Annotated in this window: 14 protein-coding genes; 9 read left to right on the top strand and 5 right to left on the bottom strand. The window is 40.3% G+C overall.

What is annotated here, in order from left to right; genetic code table 11:
- Positions 1 to 31: 31 nt before the first annotated feature.
- Complete coding sequence (locus tag H5232_RS02880; protein ID WP_182830542.1) at positions 32 to 3817, top strand: PAS domain-containing hybrid sensor histidine kinase/response regulator; 3786 nt, start codon at positions 32 to 34, stop codon at positions 3815 to 3817.
- Positions 3786 to 4700: a diguanylate cyclase gene (locus tag H5232_RS02885; protein WP_182718474.1), complete on the top strand. Its 915-nt coding sequence runs from the start codon at positions 3786 to 3788 to the stop codon at positions 4698 to 4700. The genes H5232_RS02880 and H5232_RS02885 overlap by 32 nt, the downstream gene beginning before the upstream one ends.
- A 66-nt stretch (positions 4701 to 4766) precedes the next feature.
- On the opposite strand, the gene H5232_RS02890 is transcribed toward H5232_RS02885, so the two are convergent.
- Complete coding sequence (locus H5232_RS02890) at positions 4767 to 5147, bottom strand: DUF3192 domain-containing protein (RefSeq protein WP_149981291.1); 381 nt, start codon at positions 5145 to 5147, stop codon at positions 4767 to 4769.
- A 162-nt stretch (positions 5148 to 5309) separates the two neighbouring features.
- The gene (locus tag H5232_RS02895) at positions 5310 to 6254 is read right to left on the bottom strand and encodes a D-2-hydroxyacid dehydrogenase (protein ID WP_182718473.1); all 945 of its coding nucleotides are present in this window, start codon (positions 6252 to 6254) and stop codon (positions 5310 to 5312) included.
- 102 nt (positions 6255 to 6356) lie between these two features.
- Here H5232_RS02895 and zntR point away from each other — a divergent pair, with 102 nt between their 5' ends.
- The 4 genes from zntR (at position 6357) to H5232_RS02915 (ending at position 9630) form a co-directional block, all read left to right on the top strand.
- Positions 6357 to 6770, top strand: a complete 414-nt coding sequence (gene zntR / locus H5232_RS02900; protein ID WP_149981289.1) for a Zn(2+)-responsive transcriptional regulator — start codon at positions 6357 to 6359, stop codon at positions 6768 to 6770.
- Positions 6754 to 7992 carry an SO_0444 family Cu/Zn efflux transporter gene (locus H5232_RS02905; RefSeq protein ID WP_182830543.1) on the top strand — a complete coding sequence of 413 codons (1239 nt, stop codon included), beginning with the start codon at positions 6754 to 6756 and terminating at the stop codon, positions 7990 to 7992. The genes zntR and H5232_RS02905 overlap by 17 nt, the downstream gene beginning before the upstream one ends.
- A 158-nt stretch (positions 7993 to 8150) precedes the next feature.
- The gene (locus tag H5232_RS02910) at positions 8151 to 9284 is read left to right on the top strand and encodes a 1-acyl-sn-glycerol-3-phosphate acyltransferase (protein ID WP_182830544.1); all 1134 of its coding nucleotides are present in this window, start codon (positions 8151 to 8153) and stop codon (positions 9282 to 9284) included.
- Positions 9285 to 9384: 100 nt separating this feature from the next.
- Complete coding sequence (locus H5232_RS02915) at positions 9385 to 9630, top strand: DUF1289 domain-containing protein (protein WP_149981286.1); 246 nt, start codon at positions 9385 to 9387, stop codon at positions 9628 to 9630.
- On the opposite strand, the gene H5232_RS02920 is transcribed toward H5232_RS02915, so the two are convergent.
- Positions 9627 to 10244, bottom strand: a complete 618-nt coding sequence (locus H5232_RS02920) for a transporter substrate-binding domain-containing protein (RefSeq protein ID WP_149981285.1) — start codon at positions 10242 to 10244, stop codon at positions 9627 to 9629. The two genes, H5232_RS02915 and H5232_RS02920, sit on opposite strands and share 4 nt — an antisense overlap.
- 214 nt (positions 10245 to 10458) lie before the next feature.
- On the opposite strand from H5232_RS02920, the gene H5232_RS02925 reads away from it, so the two are divergent.
- From H5232_RS02925 to H5232_RS02935, 3 genes are read left to right on the top strand one after another with little or no spacing between them, the layout of a single operon-like run.
- Complete coding sequence (locus H5232_RS02925) at positions 10459 to 10662, top strand: DUF3283 family protein (protein WP_064667173.1); 204 nt, start codon at positions 10459 to 10461, stop codon at positions 10660 to 10662.
- A complete protein-coding gene (locus tag H5232_RS02930; protein WP_182830545.1) occupies positions 10662 to 11066 on the top strand; it encodes a GNAT family N-acetyltransferase in 405 nt (134 codons plus the stop codon). The genes H5232_RS02925 and H5232_RS02930 overlap by 1 nt, the downstream gene beginning before the upstream one ends.
- Positions 11067 to 11104: 38 nt before the next feature.
- The gene (locus tag H5232_RS02935; protein ID WP_182739963.1) at positions 11105 to 15613 is read left to right on the top strand and encodes an EAL domain-containing protein; all 4509 of its coding nucleotides are present in this window, start codon (positions 11105 to 11107) and stop codon (positions 15611 to 15613) included.
- Here H5232_RS02935 and H5232_RS02940 read toward each other — a convergent pair.
- Positions 15610 to 16569, bottom strand: a complete 960-nt coding sequence (locus H5232_RS02940; protein ID WP_182718468.1) for an ion transporter — start codon at positions 16567 to 16569, stop codon at positions 15610 to 15612. The genes H5232_RS02935 and H5232_RS02940 overlap by 4 nt on opposite strands.
- Before the next feature lie 4 nt (positions 16570 to 16573).
- Positions 16574 to 19249 (bottom strand): bifunctional acetate--CoA ligase family protein/GNAT family N-acetyltransferase, encoded by a 2676-nt coding sequence (locus H5232_RS02945; protein ID WP_182739964.1) that lies wholly within the window; start codon positions 19247 to 19249, stop codon positions 16574 to 16576.
- Between the last annotated feature and the right edge of the window lie 164 nt (positions 19250 to 19413).

Below are 19413 nucleotides of genomic sequence, written 5' to 3' on the forward strand. Positions count from 1 at the left end.
ACAAATTTAGCGCCAAGCATCGGATTGTAGATTGAATTTTCTACCTTTAAAACATTACTATCGTTCACTGGCTGTGGCACTTATTGTGCCGCTGCTGGTGGCTTTTCTATTATGTTTACACTTATATAATATTAAATTAGATCGCGCCGTAGCTAAACGCGAAGCTGATTTTGCTAATGTAGCGGCGCAAGTTGCGTTTTTAATGAATGCGACAGACGACTTGGTTAGTACTTTATTTGCCCAATATGAACAACCCATTTCTTATCGATTTGATCAACAATGGCTTGAAGATATTAATCAGCAAGACAGTTACTACTACCGGGAAATTCCCAATGGAGGTGGTGAAATTGTCGGCCAGGGTAAATTTTCTTCCTCCCCTAATGCAATTGCACAATGGCAACAAGTCATTGCGATGGGACCTGCCTTTAATACGACATTATCGTTAGTTCAATCTTTGGCTGCGGTCGCTTACGTTAACGAACAGGGTTTTGCTTATATCAAGCGTCGCCATGACTGCGATAGCTTAATGTTAACCCAATTACTTGATGGTCAACTTCGTCCTGTATTTTCAGGTGATTCACTAAGTTCTAGTGCCGTTATCAAAATTGCTGGTAAAAACTACTTATCAATAGGGCGTGCGCGTGAGCAGGGCAGTGAAGATTATATTATTTTGATTTATGACTTATCGGCAGTATCGCAATGGCTAAAAAAAATATCACCACGCAGTGGCGAATATATATTTTTAAATAGTGCACAGCACGTCATTATCAGCTCACTTTATGATATTGAAGAAGACACACCATTAGCGGAGTATTGGCCTTCAGCTAAAGCGCCATTAGCAGAATTAGATAATCAGGGTAATCTCACTCTTTTACAAGCGCAAAAGCAGCTACCAATTTATGCGGGTTATTTTGCATCGCATGATGAATTAGCCTCACCGATTGTAACTGATGTATTAATTGAACTTACTTTTTTGAGTATGTTTTTAGTGATGATGTTCAGTACCTTGTTATGGTTAAGCCAGCGTATTTTTGTGAAACCCATGACATATTTAATGGCGTATCTTGAACAAAATGAGGAGCACTATAAAGATTATTCAAATTATCATATACCAGCAAACTGGCAGCCGTGGTTTAGCCGAATTAAGTGGGTGCTTAACAAAAATCAGCAGTTGGTAAACTCATTGCAGCAGGCAAATAGTGAACTTGATGACCAAGTAAAAATAAAGACCCGTGAACTCGCGCGCAGTTATGAGGCTAAAGAACGCCACTTAGCATTATTGAATACTATGCTCAATAGTGTGCCAGATCTTATTTATTTTAAAAACATTGATGGCTCATTCTTAGGATGCAATCGTGCTTATGAACAATACATAGGTCTTGAGCAAGAGCAGTTAGTTGGCTTACAGTTATGTGATATTAGTGATGATAATGGTCAGATCAGCGAATTAGAGCAACAAGTTTTAACAACCAAAACTAAAGCTGAGCAACGTCTTGAAACCCAGCAGCAAACATTTCAATTAACCATCGCGCCATTTTATAACGATCAAAATCAGTTACTAGGTTCAATGGGGATTGGCCGGGATATAACTGCTCAACAACAAGCTCTTTTGGCATTAAAAGCGTCAGAGTCTAAGTTTCGCAGCGCCATAGAGTATGCTGCTAATGGAGTGATTTTACTTTCACTTGAACAGACCGTATTACAACTTAATCGAACTGCGCGAAAGATTTTTAAGATTGATAAAACTGAGCAGGATTTATTATTAGTGGATTTATTTCCACAGCAACAGTGGCAAGAAATAGCAACGCTTTTAGCTTTATTGCTGAGTGAGAAAAAGAAAGTTTACCACCTTACTTTAGGACAAGAAGAGCTAAATTGCTGGTGGCAGCTGAGCGTCTCTTTAGTATGGGATGAGCAACAAGCACCTTACTATTATGTTATTCATATTCAAGATGTCAGTGCATTGACTCAGGCCAAACAAGATGCCGAGCGGGCAACCGAGGCCAAAAGTCGGTTTATTGCTAACTTAAGCCATGAAATACGCACGCCACTGCATGCTGTGACAGGCCTTATTGATATGGTAACTCAGCAAGGCTCAACAGCGCAGCAGCAACAGCATGCAGTTCAAGCAAAAAATGCTGCGCAAAGTTTATTAACCATGCTTAATCGAATGCTTGATTTTGCGCGAATCGAAAATAACCAAGTGCAATTAGACTTAGTTGATTTTGCTGTAGTTGCACTTGTTGACAGCTGCGAGAGTGTATTAATAGGGCTCTGCCAGCAAAAAGATTTGGCTTTTAATATCGATATTGATCCGCTAATTGCTCCGCAGTTAGTCGGCGATTACATTCGCTTACAGCAAGTGCTCGGTAATTTACTCACCAATGCCGTGAAATTTACTGAACATGGCAGTATCACTTTGAAAATAACAGCCGTTGAATTGACGCCAACAAAACAAACCCTGTGTTTTAAAGTGATTGACACCGGGATCGGTATTGATAAAGCTGATCAGAGTCGATTATTTGACGCATTTACGCAAGGCGACGAATCACTCACTCGCACCCATCAAGGTGTTGGTCTAGGGCTCGCTATAGTCAAACACGAATTGGCATTAATGGGAGCTGAAATTAAAGTTGTCAGTAATAAAGGCCAAGGTAGTCAGTTTTTCTTTACTATAACCTTTAATGTTGCCGCTCAAATCGACCCTATCGACTGGCACAATACTTTAGTGATTCATTCTGAGCGGGGAATTAATTTACCTGCCGCATTAGCGCCATTAAAACCGCTAGAATTTTCTGAGTTAGCTGAATTAACAGACCACGCTGTATTAGCAGATTATCAGCGGATCATCATTAATGACGTTGATCTACCGAGAGTTATAACGCGAGACAATATAAAAACAGCATTGATGAGTAATAACACGCAGCTTTATGTTGTTAAAAATGATCCAAATACTCCGCTGCCAACTCTTAAAGGTATGCAAATGTGCAGTGTGAAAAATTCTGCATTAGTGCAACGAATACAGCAAGTTGAGCCGGTATCTAAACGCCCTGATGTAAATCTGACAGCGGCAGAGAGTAAACTCAACGTTGCGGGCTTACTAGTGTTAGTTATTGATGATAATCAGCTTAATTTAGATATTGTTAGTAATATCTTAAGCAAAGCACATATTAATGTAATGACGGCAAATTCGGCGATGGCAGGGATAGATTTGGTTGCACAAGTCATGCCTGATCTGATCTTAATGGATATTCAAATGCCAGAAGTCGATGGGTTGCAAGCAACCGCTTTATTGCGACAACGTTATGATCAACAGCAATTACCTATTTTTGCGCTAACTGCGCATTGTGAAGCAGCTGACGAGCAACGCTCACTTGCAGTGGGTATGAATAAACATTTAACAAAACCAGTAGTTGCAGCGACGTTATTAGCGGCGATAAATGAGCTGAGAATTACCGGCGCTGTTTTTTATAATCATTCTTTTGCATTAGAACAATTCTCGGGCCATAATGATTTACTACAGGTAATGTTGGGTAAACTTGCTAAGTTGTGTGTAAGCCATCTGCAGCAATTAAAAGTGCCGATGCAAACAAAAGCGTTGGAACGATTAGTGCATAGTATTAAAGGTGTGTCAGGAAACCTTGGCTTTAATCGCCTAAGTGCTACCGCTCAGCAATTAGAAAGTAGACTACGTAAGACACCAGACGTAGGGCAAATATCCCTGAGTCAGTTAGAGTTCGAATTAGTACAAGTAAATAGATACATTCAAATACAAGGCTCAGTAAATGTTGAAGAAAGCCAAAATACTGATCGTTGATGACGACCCATTAAATCGATTAGTGTTGGAAAAAACATTAGCGAATGATCACGAAATATTTTTAGTTGAAAGTGGTGAAAAAGCCCTTACATTTGTTAAATCAACGGCGGTTGACTTAATTATCCTCGATATAGTAATGCCCGGCATTAATGGCTATGAGGTGTTAATTCAGTTAAAAGAAAATTCAACTACGCACGCTATTCCAGTCATCTTTATTTCAGCTAATACAAGCCATGATGATGAAGCGAAAGGGTTTGAATTAGGCGCAATGGACTATATTGCTAAGCCATTTAGTCCCGCAATAGTACGTGCACGAGTGCGTAATCAATTATTGATCAAGCAAAAAAATGATTTGTTAGAAATGCTCGCCTCAATTGATGGGCTGACAGAAATACCTAATCGGCGTTATTTAGATGAAAGCTTATCGCGAGAATGGCGTCGCAGCCGTCGAGCTGGTACACCGTTATCGGTGCTATTAATAGATATAGACCACTTTAAGCGTTATAACGATTGTTATGGCCACCGTGCCGGGGATGACTGCCTTAAACGTGTGGCACATGCATTAGTTGCAGCGTGTGAGCGAGGTACTGACTTTGTTGCGCGCTACGGCGGTGAAGAATTTGCTGCAGTATTACCCGACACCAACCAGTACGAGGCATTGGAATTTGCTAATAAACTCAGAGATGCTGTTAATGCGCTTGCTATCCCGCATAAAGCATCACTCAATGCCGCTCACATTACGATAAGTATTGGGGTTGCTACAACTGAGTTTGGTCAAGTTTATGCTGAGCATATATTACTTGAAGAAGCCGATTTAGGTTTATATCAAGCTAAAGATAGTGGCCGCGATAAAATTATCGCTCGAGTTATTGACGCAAGTTAGTAAAGTCAGTTATTACAGCAAATAAAGAGTGAATATGCTCCACTCTTTACTGCTTTAGTTTTGTGTCTAAATGGCGCTAAGTGAATTATAAATACTATCACCCACACCAATCAGTTTCTCGTTTTTAAAGACCAGTGGAGTACATTCATCTTTTGTCATTTTTCCGTCAGAGTGAATACTATGGGTGGCATAAAATAGTACTTGGTATACATCACCGTCTTTTTTTAATAATTCTGTAAAGTCGGGAGTTTTTAATTTATTTAATACATTTTGATAGCTGGTATCTAAAGTGAGCCCCGAGATGCTTTCACGATTAAATTGATGATGTTCTTCCCAGCTTGAACTATTACCAGCCCAATGCGTTTCTGCTTCACCATCGGATACTGCAATTACACAACCAGTAAGAAGAGGGGCTGTAAGCGCGGCAATTAAAAGTACTTTTTTCATTATTTTATCCTGATACTAAATATTGATTTTAATTTGTCTATTAGTTAGCAAAGAACTGGCCAATATTTTATATTATTTAAAATCAATAGATTAGGTTTTTTTATAAGGCGGTAAATTACATTTAACCACCTTGTATAGCGTAACTAACTAAAAGTTAGTTGATTAGACCAGTCTATTTAAGCTTTGACCTTGGCTAAATGCGCTAATATTTAAGCTGACTTGCTTTACTAAGCGAATGATTGACTCTTCACTGGCCCATGCAATATGTGGAGTCAGTATTAAATTATCACCACGATAAGCGGCCAATGGATTATCCTTCGCAGCTGGTTCTTTACTTAATACGTCAAATCCCGCTCCTGCAATTTGGTTATTGCTCAGTGCGTTGGCTAAATCAGCTTCATTAACGATACCACCGCGCGCGGTGTTAATTAAAATGGCATTGGGTTTCATCATAGCAAGTTCAGCAGCACCAATCAGATCACGACTTTCATCGGTTAAAGGGCAGTGTACACTAATAATATCAGCTGTTTTTATTGCTTGGTAAAATTCTGTTCGGCCCTCTCTAGTTACTTGGTTTTTACGCTCACTGATAACTACATTGGCACCAAAAGCACGTGCAACATCCGCAACAGCTTTACCAAGCGAACCATAACCGATAATTGCCAGAGTTTTACCTCCAATATCATTAAAACGGTAATCAAGGCGGCAGAACATCTCACTTTGTTGCCATAACCCTTGTTGGCAATCAGCAATGTAGCGGTGAGTATTACCCAGTAAATTTGTGATCAGTGCAAAGGTATGTTGTACAACCGAAGGTGTTGAATACCCGGCCACATTGGTAACGGCAATGCCAAACTCTTTAGCGGCGACTAAATCAACATTGTTAGTGCCAGTTGCGGCTACACATATGAGCTTTAATTCAGGAAGTTTTGCCAGTGTTTCGCGATTAAGTACCACTTTATTGGTGATCAATACATCAGCGCCTGCACTGTGCGCTAATACTTGTGCTGGACTGGTTAGTGAATAACTAGTGAAATTGCCAAGTGTTTGAAAAGGCTCAAGTGATGTGCCTGCTAATGTGGCAGTATCGAGAAGGGTAATATTCATGCGCTTTCCTTATTAAATAAAATAATTTTAATGCTTGACCTTGGTGTGTACTCTAAGGTTTATACTTGGCATCAGTTGATAATACACTCATTGGAGACACAGATGAAAATAGGTGAATTTGCTAATCAGTTAGGTGTCTCTACAGATACCCTAAGATACTATGAAAAACATAATTTGTTAACGCCATCAAGTCGAACCGGGGCCGGTTATCGCGATTATGGTGAAGCTGCATTAAAGCAAATGAAGTTTATTTTACGTGCTAAAAATGTTGGCTTTAGCTTGGCAGAGATCAAGGAGTTGCTGCAAATTAAATTTAAAAAACATCAGCATTCTTGCCATGAAGTTAAAAACCTAACAATACAAAAGCGTGACTTAGTCGCAGAGCGCATTGCTGAATTAACACGTTTTCATCAATCATTATCCGTGTTAGCTGATAAGTGCTGTGGCGGACAAGAGCCCGCAGATAACTGTTCAATATTAACCACTTTGGAGGACATCGATGGACTTACTCAATAATTTTTGGCAGTTATTTTTATTATCTGCCCCTTGGTTAATGCTTGGTTTACTCATTGCCGGGTTATTAAATGTGTATTTACCGGCAAATTTTTTAAATAAACATTTAGGTAAAGAAGGTTTTTGGACCACTGTTAAAGCTGCTTTAATTGGTGCGCCAATGCCGTTGTGTTCGTGCGGTGTAATACCCGCTGCAATTGGTTTAAGACGTGCAGGCGCTTCAAAAAGTGCTACCACTGCGTTTTTAGTATCGACTCCTGAAACTGGGGTTGATTCGGTGTCGGTATCGTATGTGCTACTCGGTCCTTTTATGGCAATAATTCGTCCAATAGCGGCGATTTGTAGTGCTATTGTCGCAGGTGTCTTAGTGGGGCGTGATGCTGAAAAAACGCAAACTACAGCTCACACTAGTGAAGCTAATAATGAGCAAAAGCGAGCAGCTACAACAAGTTGTTGTTCAACAAAATCAGCAGCGGCTGAAGAGAAGGCAAGTTGTTGTTCAACGAAATCAGCAGTGGTCGAAGAGAAGGTAAGTTGCTGCTCAACGAAATTAGCAGCGGCTGAAGAGAAGGCAAGTTGTTACTCAACGAAACCAGCAGCGGTCGAAGAGAAGACTAGCTGTTGCTATTCATCAAGCGCAGTACCAGCCAGCCAATGGCAAAAGATGAAACAGGCTGTGAGTTTTAGCTGTAATAAATTACTATCAGACACTATGAAATGGTTAATGATTGGTTTGTTCTTTGCAGCCTTAGTGCAAACTTATGTGCCAGAGTCATTTTTAAGCCAATGGGGCAGTGGTATTTTGGCTATGCTGGTGGTGATCGTGATTAGTATTCCCATGTATATCTGCGCGACCGCATCAACGCCGATTGCAGCTGGTTTGTTATTAAGTGGCGTAGCACCTGGCGCTGTTTTAGTCTTTATGTTGGCAGGTCCTGCCACTAATGTCGCGACGCTTGGCGTGGTTGCCAATGAGCTTGGTAAACGTGCAGTGGTTGCTTATTTAGTTGGTGTAATAGGCGTTGCTTTAATATTTGGCTTTTTAACCGATTATTTAGTGGCAGAATTTGGCTTTGTTGTTACACCATTATTAGGTGAAGAACATCAAGTGCTACCACATTGGCTAACCCTTCTCTGTGGTACTATTTTAGCGCTGTTAATGGTGCGTTTAGTTCTTAAAGGAGCGCTTAGTAAATACCGTAGTACTGGTAAGAGCATTGCATAATTGAATGTTATTAAATAGATTTTTAGCGGTTATAAAATATAAACAATGGACCAAATTAATGACTTAGTTCGCATTTTAGGTTGTCTGAGTTATAATCGCCCATAGAATATAAACGGTGCGCATGAGCGCACCGTTTTTTTAACTTTAAAGATGCAGTAATGAGTGAGCCAGTGGACAAGTACGCAGATATAAGACCTTACAATGATGATGAAGTAGCCGCTTCGGTTGCACGTTTGATTGATGATAATGCGTTTATTGATGTAGTTGCAAAATATAACTTACCGCGTTTTTTATCAGCTGTACCTTTGCTGTCTAGAGCATTGGTAAAGTATCAGTTACGTAAAAAGTGGGGCGCTATCAACAGTGTTGAGCAAGTTCAACAAATCGTTGCTAAGTATTTAGCACAGCTGGTAAAACGCACCACAACTGAGGTGACTTTTTCTGGTTTGGCTCAACTTGATCCAAAGCAAGCGTATTTGTTTATCTCAAATCATCGCGATATCGTACTTGATCCTGCGTTAATTAATTGGGGCTTATTCAGCTATAAAATGAAGACGGTCCGTATCGCCATTGGCGATAATTTACTGCAAATTCCTTATATCACCGAACTGATGCGTTTAAATAAAAGCTTTATTGTTAAGCGCTCAGTTAAAGCGCCAAAAGAAATGCTCAGAGCACTATCGCAGTTGTCGGCTTATATTTATGATTCGCTTGCTGGCGGTGATTCAATTTGGATTGCACAAAAAGAAGGTCGTGCTAAAGATGGCTTTGATCAAACAGATCCTGCGCTACTTAAAATGTTGCAGCTTAATGGTCGTAAGCAAAAGAAAGAGTTTGCTGAATATGTACGCGAGCTAAAAATTGTACCAGTATCAATTTCATATCAATATGAACCTTGCGCAACAGCCAAAGCCAAAGAGCTTTATCATAAGCAACATCATGGTAAATATGTTAAGTCAGCGGGTGAAGATATTGCCAGTATTGTTGAAGGTTTTAGTACCGCCAAAGGGCATGTTCATTTAGCATTTGGGCAACCAATTGAAGAAGGGTGTGAATCACCAGAGCAGCTGGCAAAAACCATTGATCAGCAAATTATTGATTCGTTTTTTTTACATCCCGGGAACTACATTGCGGGCGGTTGTAAACAAGCGGTGATTGATAAAGCCGACGCTCAGGCATTTGAGATGCGTCTGGCGCGTGTGCCAGATGAGCTAAAACCACTGGTGTTAGCAATGTACGCTAAGCCATTTCATCGTAAAGTTGAGTTTAAAAGTAGCGAAAGCGGCCAATAACCAATGTAAAATATTTTTAAAAAACCGTAATTAAGTTACGGTTTTTTTTCGTTTAAAAAACGGGCTATACTAAAGTTGTGTATATTGACTGATGTTTGCTATGCAACAAATTGAAATTTTTGAAATTCCAAGTCCTTGCAAAGACATTTGCGAGGTAAATAACCGAGGCTATTGTAAAGGCTGCTACCGAAGTCGGGAGGAGCGCTTTGGTTGGAATTCATTTTCAAACGTAGAAAAAAAGCAAGTCATCAGTTTGTGTCAACAACGTTATAAGCGTTACTTGCAAAAACGCCAAGCACTTGGCGCTAAGCCAGCAGTACCTGAGCAGGGGGATTTTGGTTTTTAATCAAGATGATGTTTAGCCCTGAGTAAACGAATTGTGCCATTTTCATTGAGTTTATGCAGTTGCTCTTCAAGCTTAGGTATTAACGCGCTATGGCGTGAATGCAAAAAGTGAAAGCTTTTGATCGGTGCCAGTACTTCAGTTTGAAATTGCTTAATATTAAACTGAGGGTGTTTAGTCGATAATAAAAAGTCGAGTAAAATTACGCCTTGTACTTTACCTTGAGTGAGTAAATTAAGTTGAGCAGTGACGCTTTTCACCTTAATAATGTCACCAATAAAAGGGTGTTCGTTAAGGTAACTCTGCGCTGCAGGATAACCAACTTGGATGGCGATATTGTCTAGCTGCTCAAATGTACATTGCTGGCAGTTTTTTAATAGCACAAGGTTAAACTCAAATAGCGCAAAGTTAACCGGATGCAAGTTTTGATATTGTTGACTGATACTGGCCACTCGCCCTAATTGGCCATCAAGCGTGCCATTGTTTGCTGCAGATAAAGCGCTTTGGTGATTAAAGTCAATAATATGTACATCATAGCCAAGTTCCTTATATGCAAGGGTCATCAGCTCAATAACATAGCGAGCCTGTGGGGTATCGGCTGGGCGATTAAACAGCATATGTTGTGTGTTTGCTATAGTGCTCAGTGGCGTTAGTAAATAACAGAGCAATATGAGAGAAAAAAAGCACTTAATCACAGCGTTTCCATATTAGGACTAAAAACGCCACCAATCTACGTTTAAAAGCTAAAAAGCGCAAGTTTAGCCGTGACTCTTTTAGGCAAATGTTTGTTATACTCTGGGCATTAATATGATTAGTAATAACTGGTAATTTATGTCGTTTAACTTATGCTTACTACCTCGTGAACAAAAATATCAAATTCAATTGGATTACGAGGCATCGTTTTGGGCTTATCAAATAAAGCGTGGTAAGAGTACTCGTGAGCAAATATACAATACAATTCATAGTCGCCCAGTGGCAGAGCAGATGTTTTTGAAGCAGCAATTTGAACAATATTTAGCGACGATGCAAAGTTAATGACGGCATTGCGTTTTGAATGCCTAGAGCCAATTACAACCCCCTTAGTGAATAAGTTTTACAGCCAATATAAAGCCCGTGGTCGGGCAACTAGACAAGATCAAGTGTGGGTTGTTTATCATGACTTAGTTATTGTCGCGGCATGCAGAATTCAAAATCGCAGTGATTATTTGTTTTTGTCTACCTTGCTGGTTGCACCTGCTTGGCGTGGTCAAGGACTTGCCAAACAGCTACTAATACATACCTTATCTAACCAAAACTCACTCGTTTATACATTTGCTTATACGCATTTAGCTGATTTTTATCAATCAATTGGGTTTAACTTTGTGTTAACATTGCCGTCACCTTTGGATACACTCTTTACTGTCTATCAGCAACGAAATATCGTAGCTATGCAGTGCTAGTTAAAATAATTAGTTAAAACAACTACGTGGAAATTTAAATGGGTCAATGGTTTAAGGCTAGTATATTCTTTTTGTTAGCCGCCTCAGTTGTTGCTAGCCAAGTTGCTATGGCGCAAGTAAAACGTTTATCGCCAAGTGAAGGTTTATCACAAAGCTATGTCAGTACCATGTTGATAGATAAAAGCGGCTATCTTTGGTTAGCGACGGAAGGGGGCTTAAATCGTTACGATGGCTATCAGGTTGTACATATTGCAGGGCCTAATGGTGAACTAGATGAAGCAATTATTGACCTTATATATCAAGACCCTGATGGTTATATTTGGATTGCGTCGTTAGTTGCAGGGCTATTTCGCTATGATCCAAGTACCGATAGTTACCAACAATTTTTATCAAAACCTACCACTGAAGAGCAAGTTTTAAGTCAGTCCGTATTTAGTATGGTTGCCACCGATAATAAGTCATTATGGATTGGTCGCGGTTGGGATTTTGCTCGCCTTGATTTAGCGACGGGCCAAATTGAGACTATTTTTGAATTACCAGAGCGCACTCGTAATACCGTGATCCGCGATTTATTACATTACAAAGGTTATATCTTTATTGCCGCCAGTACTGGCGCATATGTCTATCATATAGCAACTGGGCAATACCGAAAATTAGAGCATTTAAGCACCGAGCCAGACCATGTATATCAAAATTATATAAAGTCGTTTGCAATAGGCGAAAATGAGCAACTGTTAGTGGGGGCCGTACGTGGTTTATATCAAGTTGATATTAGTGATTTACCGAGTATGTTTGAGCGCCCAGATGTGCCTTTTAAAAATAAAACCATATTGAACGATCTTAATATTTGGAAAATAATAAATGACCATGGGGTGCTTGATTTAGGCACCGATAAAGGTTTATTTAGTCTCGATTTGAATACCGGTGAGCTGACTAAAAATAATAGAGTAAAAGAAAGTAAATACTCACTGGCAGATCCAAGTGTTATCGATATTGTCAAAGATAATAACGGCGCTATGTGGACAGCTACTAAAAGTGATGGGGCATTTTATTTACCTTATGATAATTATCATTTTGAAAATGTTAATGCCAGCATGCTCTCCGGTGATGGTTTATCGCACCCTTCTATTTGGGGCATAACCGAGTATGAAGATAAACTCTGGCTAGCAACTCATAATGGTTTAACTGCGGTTGATTTAAAAACTAATCAAGGACAAGTGTTTTTAAAAGATTATCAAGCTGATTTATTTACCACTGAATTTAATATCTACGCTATTTCTCCTTATAAAGATAAATTGTGGCTGCGTACTAATCGCGGGATTTTTAGTTTTGATCCGCATAGCTATGAAATTTTTCCAGCGACAACAGCCGACCCAAGCCAGCAACACCTGATCACAGGGTGGGTACATGGCTCGGTATTGATGCCAAATGGTGAATTATTTTATGTTCATTCTGATCATGGCATGTTTGTTTATAATATCGACAGCCAAAAGATCACTCCTTTAGGTGGTGAATTTGAAAAATTTGAACCGTTTTTAGCTTATGGTTTCTTACCGCCTTTATCTACCAAATCTGACTCCCCGTTATTTTATAATGCAGGGGTGCTTTATCAGGTTGATCCAAACTCATTTGCTTTAACAAAAATCTATACAGTGCCACAGCAACATGAAAATGTAGCCGTTAATGTAATGTCTTATATTGTTGATAATAATAATGTGCTGTGGATCACGTTATCGAATTTTGGCTTAATTGGTCTTGATGCATCGAATTACAAGCTGTTGTATACCATAGATTTAGATAAAAATAAGCTCGGCACCTTATTGTACGATATGGTGTTAGATGATGCTGGAATGATCTGGATGAGTAGTCATAAAGGAATATGGCGATTAAATCCAGAAAATAAACACTTTCAGCAATTTACAACTTCAGAAGGACTGGTCTCTACCGAGTTTAATAGTGGTGCATTTACGCGTTTAAAAACTGGCCAAATAGTCTATGGTACGTTAAAAGGGTTTAGTTATTTTTACCCAAATGATAATCACCCTAGGCATGGTTTAATTGATCACGTAAATATAACCAGCATTGATTTGATGTCTCGTGAATTATCTACGGATCTTAAGCAACCTATAAAAACAATCACCTTAGAGCACGACGATATCGGTCTCGAAGTGGCTTTTTCGGCAATGGCATTTAATTATCAGGAACGTATTATTTATGAGTATCAGCTCTCTGATGGGCAAAAATCGTATACCCGTAATAATAACCGAGTGCTATTTCCAAAACTTAATCCCGGCAAATACCAACTAAAAATTTGGGCTAAAGATCCGCTTACTGGCGACTACACACAACCGGCAGTGCTGGATATTGTGGTTAAATACCCGCTATGGCGCGCACCTCAGTTTATAGTGCTTTACGCACTGGTATTTTTTGGATTAGTAGCAGCTTGGATAATGCGTCGTAATCGAATTCAGCAATTATTATTAGCAGCCCACAGAGAAAGCCAAGAAAGTGAAGCGCGCTTAAAGTTAGCATTGGAAGGGAGCCGTTCAGGGGTGTGGGATTGGCAATCTGCAAGTCCAATAATTTATCAACCACGGCTTAAAAATGAGTTAGGTTATGATGTTGAATCGGTTAATTTAGATGATTATTTAGCAAAAATTCATCCTAAAGATAAACAAAATTTTCGCATTGAGTGGTTAGAATTTTTATCCACCGAAAAAGGCTATTTTAACTGCACCTATCGTTTACGCCATAAATTAGGCTATTGGCGCTGGTATAAAGACTTTGGCAAAGTGGTTGCCTGGCAAGGAAGTACACCCGAGAAAGTGGCTGGAACTTACACTAATATGACTCGTGAATTAGTGTTTGAAGAACATGCCCGTTTATTTGGCGCAGCATTTGAGCAAACCCGCGATTGGGTCTTTATTCTGGATAAAAGTTTACGTATTTTAGCTACCAACAAAGCACTGCAGAGCGCATTTAACTTTCCTGTTGATTATCGTTCTAGCTGCTCATTACACTTAGGATTAAGTCGTGCTGTAAGAGTTAACTATTTACGTGTAATGAAGGAGTTGCAAGCTGGCGAGCACTTTTCTGCAGAAGATACTGTTTGCTTGGCGAATGGCGAGCAGCGTCATGTGCTTATTAAAATTAGTGCGGTTGCTGATACGGAGCAACGCTTAGAAAGCTATGTGGTTATTCTGACTGATATTAATGCCCAAAAGTTAGCTGAGAATGAATTATTCTTATTAGCAAATTACGACAGTTTAACGGGGTTACCAAATCGTACTTTATTTAATGATCGAGTTGAACATGCACTTGAACAGGCTAAAGGCCAAAACCTAAAAGTTGCGTTACTCAATATTAATATCAAACGCTTTAAGTATTTTAATGACTCACTAGGGCATGAAGCTGCCGATGAGATAATAAAGGCGGTGGCACTGCGGATCAAATCGCGTGTACAGGCGAAAGACAGTGTAGCCCGCTTTAGTGGTGATGAGTTTATGCTGTTAGTCGAGGGTATTCAACAAATCGAAGAAGTTGTTTTACTGTGCGTTAAGTTGATGGCTAGCTTGAATGACAACATCATTATTAACAATCAAGCGATTAGTGTCAGTTTAAGTATTGGCGTGGCGATTTCGCCTGATGATGCACTCTGTGCGAAAAGTTTAATTAAAGCGGCTGATATTGCACTGTATCATTCGAAAAAGAGCTTGGAAGGTTGTTATCAATTTTACAAACAAGAAATGAATCAGCATGTACAACGCTCATTGCATTTAGAATCACAATTAACTCAAGCCTATCAAAATCATGCGTTTTGTAATCATTACCAAGTGATTGTTAATGCTAAAACTCATCAGGCCGAAGGGCTGGAAGTATTGCTGCGCTGGCCAGAAAATAACAGCTATGAAACACAAGAGTTTGCGCTTGCTGCTGAGAGTATTGGTTTGATCACAAAAATTATGTTGCAAACCCTAGCTAGAGCGTTGATTGAACTTAAACAATGGCAGTTACAAAAGCCTGACTTGTATGTGTCTATTAACCTGTCTGCACTGGATTTTGAGTATAAAAATTTAGTCGATGAAATTCGCAGTGCGCTAATTAATGCTGATGTATCAGCCAGCTCTGTGGTGTTTGAAATTACAGAATCAGTGCTGATGCATGATTCACCGCAAGCGTTAAATAGCATGTCAAAGTTGAAGCAACTAGGTTGTCGCTTATATATGGATGACTTTGGTACAGGTTATGCTTCACTCACTTATTTAAAGCGCTTTCCGATCGATGTACTGAAAATTGATCGCAGTTTTGTAACTGATATTGGTATAGATAGTGACGATGAAGCGATTATTCAGTCAACGCTTGCATTGGCGAAAAGCTTAGGTAAAGAATGCGTCGCAGAAGGCGTTGAAACTAAGCAGCAGCTTACCTTTTTGCGCAACTTAGGCTGTAATTTATTTCAGGGCTATTTATTCAGTAAACCAATCCCAGGTGATGATGTAAGCGCATTATTAAATAAAGACTGGCAGTCGTTGTTGAATGAAGACTAGTCTTGGCGTTCACCGCAGTGACGGCAATAAAGGTTTTTAGTGCGTGCACTAAGTTGAGACTTAATTGCTTTGTTTGCTTCTTGCTTACTTAAACCAAGTTTACAGCGCAAATTCTCTAGATGCTCCAGTTGCGCATCATCTAGTTTACCATCTAGCTCGCCATCATGCAGACATTCATGCACCGCATCACTAAACATGATCCTACGCTTACGTAGCTGTTCAGAGAAACTCGAAGCTAATAAGCCGGTGGGTATTGCTACCATTCCCATACTCAGTAACGTGATCACGCCGCCAAAAAAACGCCCTAGCGGTGTTACTGGCACAACGTCACCATAACCTACAGTGGTCAGCGTTGCCATTGCCCACCACATTGCCGCAGGAATGGAGCCAAATTTATCCGGTTGTATATCGTGTTCAATTAAGTAAATTCCGCAGGAAGCTAAAATTAGCACCACTGCCATTATAAAGAATGCGGCCAAAAGCGAACTGCTTTCATCACGAAATGATTGTAAAAGTAGCTGCATTGCTCGTGAGTAGCGAGTGAGCTTAAAAACACGTAGGAGTCTGAGCACTCTTAAAAAACGTAAATCAAAGGTGATAAACATCATTAAGATCGTGGGCAGGATTGCCACTAGATCAATTAAGGCTAAAGGGGACAGTAAATATTTTAAACGACGTTGAAAATTACCACAGTTTAGACTTTTGTACTCGGCACGTTCTACGCATGACCAAAGGCGAAGCAAATACTCGATAGCAAATATAATTACTGAGCCTAACTCTAACATTAAAAATTCATGCTTATATTGATGAGCTAAACTCGCAATTGATTCAAGCACAATCGCAACGACATTAATCATTATCAGCGATATTAGAAATATATCGATGTAATGGCCAGTCTTACGGTACTCCCCATTACCTTCAAAAAATAGTGCTGTGCGTTTACGTAAATTATTCAAGCTATTATCCGTGTGTGTTATTGGGAGTTAAAGCAAGTACCATATTAATGCTGCCTTCTTCAAAGTCGCGGCTGATCTTAAAGCCTAGTTTTCGGGCTAATTCAATCATTCCGGTATTTTCCGGCAGGGTGATACCCTCAATGAATTGTACGCCTTGGCTTTGACAATACTCAATAGCGGCGCGCATTAATAAGCCACCTAAGCCAAGGCCTTGGCAGTTTGAGCGCACTACTATAGCAAATTCGGCATGCACTTTATCAGGGTCCATTAACACCCGAGAGACGCCAAGCGTGGCGTTGTCTTGAGTGATAATAAACGCCATTTCACGATCGTAGTCAATTTGTGTCATTTTAGCGAGTTGATCGTGGTTAAACTGCGGCAGCTCGCCAAAAAAGCGTTTGTAGCGATCTTCTTTGCTGAGAGATAGATCAAACTCTTGGTGCGCTTGCTCATCTTCTGGCTTTATTGGTCTGAGTGTCGCAAGGGTATTATTTTTCAGCGTCACTTGTTTAACCAGCTCAATTGGGTAAGGGCGAATAGATAAGCGTTTACGATGTGATTGTACTTGGTAGTGACTAAGGGTCATGGTGGCATCAAGCACCAAAAACTGGCCATTACTGGCTAAAATAGGATTTAACTCAAGCGAAGTTATATCGGGTTGATCAATAACTAACTGAGAAATACGGGTCAGTAGTGCACAGAGGCGATACTTATCAACTTTCTCAGGCAAAATACGCTCTTTAAGCACGCCTTTGTCATGCGCCGCAGCAATTAAATACTTTGCTAAGTTCATATTCAAAGGTGGTAAAGCAACCGCTGCTTGAGCAAACTCTAGACCCGTGCCGGCTTCTCCTAGAAGTATTACAGGACCAAAATTCGGTTCTGTTTTTATCGCAATACGTAGTTCATTGGCGCCAGCTCTGGGTGCCATTTTTTGCAGTGAAAAGCCTTCAATAATCGCATCAGGGTAGGTGTTTTTTATTCTCAATAGCATGGCAAAGGCGGTTTGTTCAACCTCTTGTGCATCGTTTAAGTTAAGTACCACGCCACCGACTTCTGATTTAGATGGAATGCTAGGGCTGATCAGTTTCAGTGCAACCGGGAAGCCTAGCTCTATGGCTTGTTCTTTTGCTTCTGTTGGTGTGTATGCGACCTCGGTTTGAATACATTCAACGCCATAGTGAGCGAGTATTTGGCTGGCTTGATGGGTGGATAGATAGCTTTGCTGCTCTGCTAAAAATTCATTCACGAGCGCTTTTGCTGCGTGTTTATTGATTTTAGCGTCATCTGTGTTTGACTCTGGAGTTTGGGTTAAATGTTTTTGATTACGGCGATAACTTACTAAGTGCATAAAGGCGCGTACTGCGCCCTCAGGGGTGCGATAAGTAGGAATGCCGTAGTTGCTACATACGCGACGGGCGGCATAGGCGGCATCTTCGCCCATAAAATTTGTGATCACATAAGGACGCGCCATTTTCGGTAGTTTATTCAACGTTTCAGCGATAATTAATGCATAGTCTTCACTTGGCGCAAGGGCTGATGGCGTATGAATGATCAGTAGATTTTTTACTTCCTTAGCATGCAATAAAATTTCCAGTGCTTGTTGGTAGCGTGCCGGAACTGAGTCACCAAAAATGTCCACCGGATTAGAGGTCATATCCGACTGTGGGATCACTTTATTGAGCGCCGCACGGGTTTCTTCACTCAATTGTGTCAGCTTACCAGAACTTTGTAATAAGCTATCAACGGCCATTACGCCGGGGCCGCCGCCATTGGTTAAAATGGTGAGTTGTTCCACCTTTAATAATTTAGGATGCATGGCCAGTGTTTGTGTAGCAGCAAACAGTTCAGTTAAATCATTTACCCGTAACATACCTGCGCGTTGGAAGAGGGCGTCATACACCGCATCTGAACTTTGCTTGCCGCCAGTGTGAATTTCGGCAGCAAGCGCTCCAGCCGCTGTTTTACCGGTTTTAATGGCGATCACCGGTTTACTAAACGCAGCGGCACGAGCAGCTGAAATAAAGCTGCGGATATTCTCAATGTTATCGATGTACAGCAAAATAGCCTTCGTTTTTGCATCGCGACCTAAAAAGTCGAGTAGTTCAGCAAAGTCGATATCTAAACAATCACCCACAGAGACAAAGTATGAAAAGCCAATTTCTTTGTGTTTTGCCCAATCTAAAATAGTGGAGCACACAGCTGCGGACTGTGAAATAAACGCTAATTTACCAGGGCTTGCGATAGTGTGAGAAAAACTCGCATTGAGGCCAATATGAGGGATCAACAAACCCAAACAATTAGGGCCAAGTAACGATACTTTGGCTTGTTTAGCGGCTTCTTGCAGTGCTGTTTTTTGTTCATGATTGAGTCCGGCTGCGATCACAATCGCATTTTTACAGCCAAACTCTCCAAGCTCTGCAATGATATTAAGTAGGGTGTGTTTGTTCGTACAAATAACCGCAAGGTCCGGTATTTTCGGTAGCGCCGCAATTGACGGGTAGGCCAACACGCCATGTACGGCGCTATTAGTCGGGCTTACTGGCATGATAGGGCCGTTAAATCCGCCTTGTAATAAGTTGCGCATTACTACAAATCCTGCTCGGGAAACGTTATTCGATGCACCAATCACGGCAACCGAAGTCGGGTTGAAAAACTGACTAATGCGTTTTACACTCATGGTCTTTCCTTGCGGGTTATTTGTTTTCTAGCGAGGTGATGCATATAATCTTTTTGCTAACGACGCTCGCATCTTGAGGTGGTTTGAGTATATGCTCAATGTAACCTGTTTAGGTTGATTTTTCGAGCATCATAACCACATATAATTGATTATTATCAAAGGAT

The sequence above is a fragment of the Pseudoalteromonas sp. SG41-5 genome (genome assembly GCF_014164495.1).
In the GTDB taxonomy this organism is placed as follows: Bacteria; Pseudomonadota; Gammaproteobacteria; order Enterobacterales; family Alteromonadaceae; genus Pseudoalteromonas; species Pseudoalteromonas rhizosphaerae.

Excerpts from the sequence above, each read along its gene's own strand:
- H5232_RS02895 (WP_182718473.1), bottom strand. The coding sequence starts at position 6,254 with ATGAATATTACCCTTCTCGATACTGCCACATTAGCAGGCACATCACTT.
- H5232_RS02925 (WP_064667173.1), top strand. The coding sequence starts at position 10,459 with ATGTCGTTTAACTTATGCTTACTACCTCGTGAACAAAAATATCAAATT.
- H5232_RS02915 (WP_149981286.1), top strand. The coding sequence starts at position 9,385 with ATGCAACAAATTGAAATTTTTGAAATTCCAAGTCCTTGCAAAGACATT.
- H5232_RS02935 (WP_182739963.1), top strand. The coding sequence starts at position 11,105 with ATGGGTCAATGGTTTAAGGCTAGTATATTCTTTTTGTTAGCCGCCTCA.
- H5232_RS02945 (WP_182739964.1), bottom strand. The coding sequence starts at position 19,249 with ATGAGTGTAAAACGCATTAGTCAGTTTTTCAACCCGACTTCGGTTGCC.
- H5232_RS02910 (WP_182830544.1), top strand. The coding sequence starts at position 8,151 with ATGAGTGAGCCAGTGGACAAGTACGCAGATATAAGACCTTACAATGAT.
- H5232_RS02890 (WP_149981291.1), bottom strand. The coding sequence starts at position 5,147 with ATGAAAAAAGTACTTTTAATTGCCGCGCTTACAGCCCCTCTTCTTACT.
- H5232_RS02905 (WP_182830543.1), top strand. The coding sequence starts at position 6,754 with ATGGACTTACTCAATAATTTTTGGCAGTTATTTTTATTATCTGCCCCT.
- H5232_RS02930 (WP_182830545.1), top strand. The coding sequence starts at position 10,662 with ATGACGGCATTGCGTTTTGAATGCCTAGAGCCAATTACAACCCCCTTA.
- H5232_RS02885 (WP_182718474.1), top strand. The coding sequence starts at position 3,786 with ATGTTGAAGAAAGCCAAAATACTGATCGTTGATGACGACCCATTAAAT.
- H5232_RS02920 (WP_149981285.1), bottom strand. The coding sequence starts at position 10,244 with ATGCTGTTTAATCGCCCAGCCGATACCCCACAGGCTCGCTATGTTATT.
- zntR (WP_149981289.1), top strand. The coding sequence starts at position 6,357 with ATGAAAATAGGTGAATTTGCTAATCAGTTAGGTGTCTCTACAGATACC.